Origin of the sequence: Pseudoalteromonas sp. S2755 (assembly GCF_005886535.1) — a bacterium.
In the GTDB taxonomy this organism is placed as follows: domain Bacteria; phylum Pseudomonadota; class Gammaproteobacteria; order Enterobacterales; family Alteromonadaceae; genus Pseudoalteromonas.
Map to the genome: position 1 here is coordinate 1 of NZ_PNDS01000161.1, position 6634 is coordinate 6634.

At 38.1% G+C, this 6634-nt stretch carries 6 protein-coding genes; 1 reads left to right on the forward strand and 5 read right to left on the reverse strand.

The annotated features are described in order from the left end of the window. Nucleotides 1–194: 194 nt before the first annotated feature. The 5 genes from CWC03_RS21430 to CWC03_RS21450 form a co-directional block, all read right to left on the reverse strand. Nucleotides 195–2891, reverse strand: coding sequence for a sensor histidine kinase (locus CWC03_RS21430; protein WP_138583589.1), 2697 nt, complete (start codon nt 2889–2891; stop codon nt 195–197). 52 nt (nt 2892–2943) lie between these two features. After that, on the reverse strand, nt 2944–3471 hold the full coding sequence (locus tag CWC03_RS21435; RefSeq protein ID WP_138583590.1) for a hypothetical protein: 528 nt from the start codon (nt 3469–3471) through the stop codon (nt 2944–2946). 948 nt (nt 3472–4419) lie between these two features. Next, nucleotides 4420–4782, reverse strand: a complete 363-nt coding sequence (locus tag CWC03_RS21440) for a cupin domain-containing protein (protein WP_138583591.1) — start codon at nt 4780–4782, stop codon at nt 4420–4422. 8 nt (nt 4783–4790) lie between these two features. Further along, complete coding sequence (locus tag CWC03_RS21445; RefSeq protein ID WP_138583592.1) at nt 4791–5333, reverse strand: peroxiredoxin-like family protein; 543 nt, start codon at nt 5331–5333, stop codon at nt 4791–4793. Between the two features lie 9 nt (nt 5334–5342). After that, a complete protein-coding gene (locus CWC03_RS21450) occupies nt 5343–5924 on the reverse strand; it encodes an NAD(P)H-dependent oxidoreductase (RefSeq protein WP_138583593.1) in 582 nt (193 codons plus the stop codon). Between the two features lie 119 nt (nt 5925–6043). On the opposite strand from CWC03_RS21450, the gene CWC03_RS21455 reads away from it, so the two are divergent. Continuing rightward, complete coding sequence (locus CWC03_RS21455; RefSeq protein WP_138583594.1) at nt 6044–6415, forward strand: winged helix-turn-helix transcriptional regulator; 372 nt, start codon at nt 6044–6046, stop codon at nt 6413–6415. Nucleotides 6416–6634 lie beyond the last annotated feature (219 nt).

A 6634-nucleotide genomic window follows, 5' to 3' on the forward strand; every position in this document is an offset into this window, starting at 1 on the left:
CCAAGTACGGCACAAGCAACCTTTGTTATGGATGCCCCAGAGCACATTAACGACTTAACGTATGTAGCGAATTACTGCGAGTAAGTCTAAAACAGCAATTAGCAAGGCGAGGGGATCCCTCGCTTTTTTCGTTTTGGTCGAAAGCTTTTGCATTGCTGCTAAATCTTTAAGATAAAAAGAGATTAGTAGGGTGTCTAATCCTGCAGCCTTTCCAATATTTCTTTTTGAATTTCCTCTTTACTGGGCCTGCCAATTTCCAAAAGAGGAAACACAAAGCGAATAGAAGTTCCTTTTTTTGAACTCTTAATATTTAACTTAGCTTTATAACTTTTCGCAATTTGTTTTATAGTGTAGAGTCCCAATCCAAAGTGCAGTCGCGAATAAAGTGCCATTCCCTTACCATTATCAGAAATGACGACATGAATTTGATCTTGTTGTTTACTAATAGACAGACAAAGTTGTGTTGCTTTTGAATGCTTCAGTGCATTATCAATACAGTGATAGGTTACACTATAGATATCCTTTTCCAACTGCTTTTTAAGCTGCGTATCACCAATGGAGATATTGAACTCGAGTTCCATATCGCTCATATATGAACAATGGGCCTGCAACATACCAATAGCGACACCAAGTTTTTCTTTCCCAAGTGCAGCGTGACCTCTTGCTAGCGGTTCTAGCTTCAAAAGTGCCTGGTCGAGTTTATTTAAACCTTCTGAAATCATAATGTCATTACCGCTACACAACTTTTTAGCCTCGGCAACTTTAAGGACAGCATCACTCAAGTCTTCTTTTTGATATTGGCGTTGATTATTCCTGAAAACTTTATGAAAACTCTGTACCCAAATATATATATAGACAGAAATCATTATCACTAAAATAAAGATCAAAACAGCGTATATTGAAATAGCTAAGGGTGTTGAATACCACGGCGCAGCCACATTAAAAGCTAATGCCGTAACATCACTATAGCGCCCCTTACTCTCAACTCTGAACAAAATTTCGTATCCGCCAGGTTTGAGATTGCTAAGCTGTATTCCCGCAGCTAACAATTTTTGCCACCCACTATCGTTTATATTTGCTTCAAACGAATTTACATGCTGATCCACAAAATTGTAGTCGCTAATGGTTATCTCAATGGCTGAATGCTGACTCACTAATCCAGAAAACTCCAAATTGGTTTTACCATCGAGGATTACGCTTGTCACCTTTGGCGCATAAAGGCCGATAGAGGGGGCCGTTGTAAGCTCAAATATAAAATCTGAACTGGCTGCATAAAGCTTGTCACCCAAAACCTTAAGACTACCTATCGTAAAAGAGTGCGTCTTTGTTCCAGGTACTAATTTCGTATATTCTGCGCCCCTTTCTAAAATGTGCACGCCATTGTTGGTCGCTAAATATAGATTGTCGTTAAACTCGACAAATTCCTTAACAAAATTTGGTGAGCTTAACTTCTGCCAAGCACCGCTATTGGGTTTAAACCAGACACCATTTCCATAAGTCGCTGCGAATAATCCCTCCTCTGTAACAAAACTATCAGTGACAACTACACCGTCTTCAAATAAACTGCGCGTCCAATCTTGAGTATCAACAATCAATAACCCTTGTTTGGTGCTTGCATAGATATAGTTACCGCTGTGATTAATGTCTAAAACTTCTAAACTAGGAAGCAATTGTCTAAGTTTTTTATCTACAATCAATTCTAAGTGTGAGTTAACTTCCACGACTCCATAACCATTTGTTGCGATATGCAAAGTGTTATCTATAACTGAAAAGTTAAGTACATAATCATCATGGACTCTTGTTACCTTCTTACTGGCTAAGTCCACAAAATAGGTTCCCATATTAGTTCCTATTGCGAGACCGCGATTAAAGAGTTGAAAGGCCGTTACCTCAAATGCCTGAGCAGATATTTGATTATTTAACCAGGTTAATGGCTCAAAATGATTTCTGTCGGCCTTTCGGTAAATACCTTTGGTAGTGCCAACCCATAATTCGCCAGCAACGCCTTCAAGTACGTTGTATTTAGACCCTAAAGACACCTCAGAAGACTTAAGACCCACTTCAATAGGCTCGAATGTGTTTAGACCTAAACCCCACACCCTATTTTTGCTATCCACATGCAGTTTACTGTAGTTCTTTTTCTTAGTGTTAATGCCTGTTCTTGTAATACCTAGGTCTGTGAGCGTAACTTCATTGACGCTTTCGTTATCAGTAAAATAGATAAAATAGGGAGCTGCAAATACGATATTATCAGCATTGTCTATTTCCATATTAGAGATAAGCCGCTGCTGTAGGGTAGAGTAGTAACTCATCCTATTATTAACGAAGTAAACAACACCATGCGGTGTTGCCGCTAAATTGCCATCATAGATGCTTAGCGCTTCAACGGTTTTGATTACACCATCTTGTATTAAAAACACACCATCTCTGGTCATTAGGTAAGCTAAATTTGCAAACGCGTCAATATCTAAAACTCGGCTTGAACTGCTGTATATTGTGCTAACTACGCCAGAATCTATATCAATCCTTTTAACATCATATTTTCCTAAAGTGAAAAGTGATGAGTTTGTTAACGCTAGTTTTGTCGCTTCCACAGAAGCTATTTTTTTTGATTCTAGGCTTGTTAGGTTCGTGCTCCAAACGTCACCATGGGAGTACAACGAAAACAAAGTCTTATGTTGCAACTTGATATCGCGCACTAAACCACTTGGTAATCCAGCAGCTTTACTTAAAGGAAGAAAATGACGGCCATCGTATCTATATACTCCATTGTGTGAGGACAAATAAAAGTTATCGTTTGAGTCATGAACGACGCCATTTAGATGTTCAAATTGGAACGCTTGTAACTGCAATGAAAGGGCAGTAAGAAATAAAAATACGAAGATACGCATGAGACAATCCATTCAAAAAAATGCGGCCAACCACAAGAGCTGGCCTTACTTCCTAGTTGACCTCGTATGCATTGTGATCTCTTACGCCACAACCCGCTACGACAATAGGCAAATCGATTTTAGTATCATCAACTACCGTTTCATCAACCATATTACGCTCCATTGTAACACTCTTTAAGCTTTTGTTAAGTTTTTGATTGCTACTTTGTGATTTTGTCCAGTTAAACTGTTTTTCACGCTCTGCAAGTACAAACAAATAGGTGGGTTTACGAGGATCAGTTTCATTCTTTTTATTATTCCAAGAATGCATTACTGCTTCGCCAGCTTCAACACCATATAAATGTGTGTAGGCTGCCGCTAATAGCTGAGCTCCAGAGTCACTCATCACCATAAGCGCCGTATTTTTATAGTCGCTACCACAATCGAACGACACGTCTACATTTAATGTAGAACCATCAGGCAACAGTAGATCTGCATTCATCCTAGAAACACGAGCACGCTCTTCTAATGGAGTTAGAGCATTAGCCGCACTAATACAAAACATAGTTACAGCGATTGGAAGTAGTATATTTTTAAACATAGAGATTTCCTTTTAGTCATAAAATGCGTCCCTTCATCAACAGCTCCAACCATTACGTCATTGAGTTATATCTAGGTACTTTCTCCCACAATAATGATAAGGATTGTTTATGTCTTAGAAGGCCACGCTCCGGTGAACAGATCTCGCCTGAAAACACAATTTTGCAAGACCGCATCAACCATCTTATTTGCAGCTAAAATATCTTCAACTACAAAAGTATTTTGAGCTCAATCTTTAAAGATGTTCTCTTTACTATTGTTGATCTGTAGAGTGTTAACTGTAAACACTTAGTTAAGAACTAATTTTTTATTTTATAGCATCTACCCTAAGTAGACGATGTCTTTTCCTAATAATTAGCACAACGGTTAAAAACGTTAGCTGCTTATGGAGAGACAATTTTAATAGTGCTTTGGACAACGGTATTGTAACACCACCCAATTTAGTACAGCTATTCCGTAAAATTTTATGCAGCCTCAAGATAGCAAGTCGGTGTCATATCGCGAAGTGAATCACCAGGTTACGAAATAACTCATAATTAAGAGTTTTAGTTATTTTAATGACTTCATCATCCATGTATAGTCCGAAACACAATAGTGGCAATTATTCTAAAAGTTGGTTCTTTCATGGAGCTTGTAAAGGTTTGATTGTGCGCTATATACGTTGCTGGAGCCTCAGCTAAAATCTTGTGGAGATTTGGGGTCATCCCAAAGCCAGCTAAAGATTGTTCCATCAATGATTTCGATTCTTCAGGAGCTGTATCCGACTCATAGTAAGTAAACATAATTAACTGTCTCTATTTTAAATATTGATTTAGTACGAGTTCGAAAGTTGCTATCTCTTGTTTAGTACCAAAATTGGCTAATGCTGCTTTTAAGCGGCCATAGCCAATTACACACCCAAACCACATCAGAAACGATATCAATCGTTAATTTTGTATCTTTGACATGATTATTTCTTTTCAACGATAATTGCAGTGATTGTTGTATCACCAACATTTTTAACTTGATGTTCCCATTGGTCATGCCACATCACATAGCCATCCGGGATCTCCAAAGTCATGCCTTTTTCACTTGTCGTTATCGTCGCCTTGCCACCTTTTTCGAAGTAAACAGTCTCAGCATTGTGTTTATGCCAATTATCCTGTTCACCCGGCTTAAGTGTCATCTTGAGTACGGTAACTACTTCGTTATCAAGTAGAAGTTCATATTGATTTGGAGACGCTATGTGTGCAGACTCGACTTTCGTATCTCTTGCGAGAGCATTTCCAAACAAAAGAGCTGAAATAACAGCAGTAAATACAACTTTTTTCATAAAAACTCCTATTTATGCATACCACGAATAGGGTAGTTGTTAGCAGGATTTCGTATCCAATCTAAGCCACTACTCAATGACTGAAGTTCTGGTCTCACAAATGGGTTGTTTGAAATGTCCACTACGTGAACTTTTCCTTTATTATTGACTACAAATAGTCCCGGCTCAGCGAATGGATGATCTGTTTCTTCAGGCGATCTTGGATCTGATATATACAACCCGAGTTCTTCCATCTGTTCAACAGTAAGGCCGTATGCGATAGGGAAAGTCACATTAAGCCTTTCCATATGACTTTCCAATTGTTCTTTGCTGTCGCCAGAAACGGCAATCAAATCTACTCCTGTTTGAGCGAGTAGGTCTTTCGCATTTTCTAATTGATTGAGGTATCGTGTACAAAGAGGACAATGCTGGCCTCTGTAAACAACAACCATCTTCCAATCCAAACCATTTTCAGGAGTAGAAAGCTTTTCAATATCACCGTTTAATAGCTTTGCTTCAATTACAGGGAAATCAGCTCCTGCGTGCAATTTACTAGTATATTCAACGCTCATGAATGTTCCTTAAAAGTGTTTGTTAATGTGAGTTTCAAAACGCTTGAAGTCGCTTTCTACATCTGCATTTTTCATCACGTCAAAGCATGCAAATGTTTCCATTGGCTTCATACCAAAGAACTTAAAGTTCATGTGCATAGGGAACAATAGGTCATCAATTGATTTTCCATTGAAGAATTCGCTTTCATCATTGAACGATTCTTCTGGCGCATTGAGCGTCAGGGACATCATGTATTTTGTATTAGTTAGTGTACCACCCATGCCATAGTTCTTTTTCGGCGCAGATGCGTCACGACCATCACCAACACATAATGCGCCGCCCATACCCGCTGTGTAGACTTCATCCATGTATTTCTTGAACGACCAAGTAACGCCCATCCAATTTACCGGGGTTTGAAGAATAACGATGTCAGCCCATTGATGATTCTCTAGTTCTTTTTCAACATCTATAGTTTCAGACATTGTTACTATGCGTGTATTGTGACCTTTTGCGTTCAATAAGCTTGCAGCTTTATCGACTAAGGTACTGTTAAGCTTACCTTCAGAAAAAGGGTAATACTGGTGACCATTGATAATTAAAATATTGCTCATCTGTGTTTCTCCAAAATTAAAATTTATTTTGAATGGTTACTTGTGGTATATTTTATATACCTTTTAACAACAATCAATTAGTATACTTTTAGTAACCTAGAACAAATAAGTGAGTAATTATGGAAAGTTCTATAGAAACAGATAGTAAGGGAAGAAAAAAAGTTTATAACGCGTGTATGGAACCTTGTGCGATTGAAAAAGGCATGCGTTTAATCGGCGGAAAATGGAAAGGATCTATCATTTATCATTTAAAAGATGAGCCAGTCCGGTTTAATGATTTGACTCGAATGCTGGGCGGCGCAACAAAAAAAATGGTTGATCAGCGCCTCAAGGAACTTGAAGACGAAGGTATGGTAATTAGAAAAGTTATAAGCGATAGACCCATAGCAGTTACTTATGAACTTACTGATTTTGGGAAGTCAGCTTTACATATCTTGGAAGAGTTAAGAATTTGGTCAGAATCTAATGACGTACAGATAAATACAAAGTAAGTTATTAACTAGCTTAGATAAGTTGAGTGCGACGTTTTTTAAGTCCAGCCGCTGTTGTCGCTTTTTTAAATGTTTTACATCATAATTACACATAATAATATACCTAGTGTTTCAGAGTAGGCCGCAATTGTGAGTACTCATGAGAATCACTAAGTTAGGGACTAGAAATGAATGCCATACAATGAATTTAACATAATATAAATTATAGGCTGTTGGGTG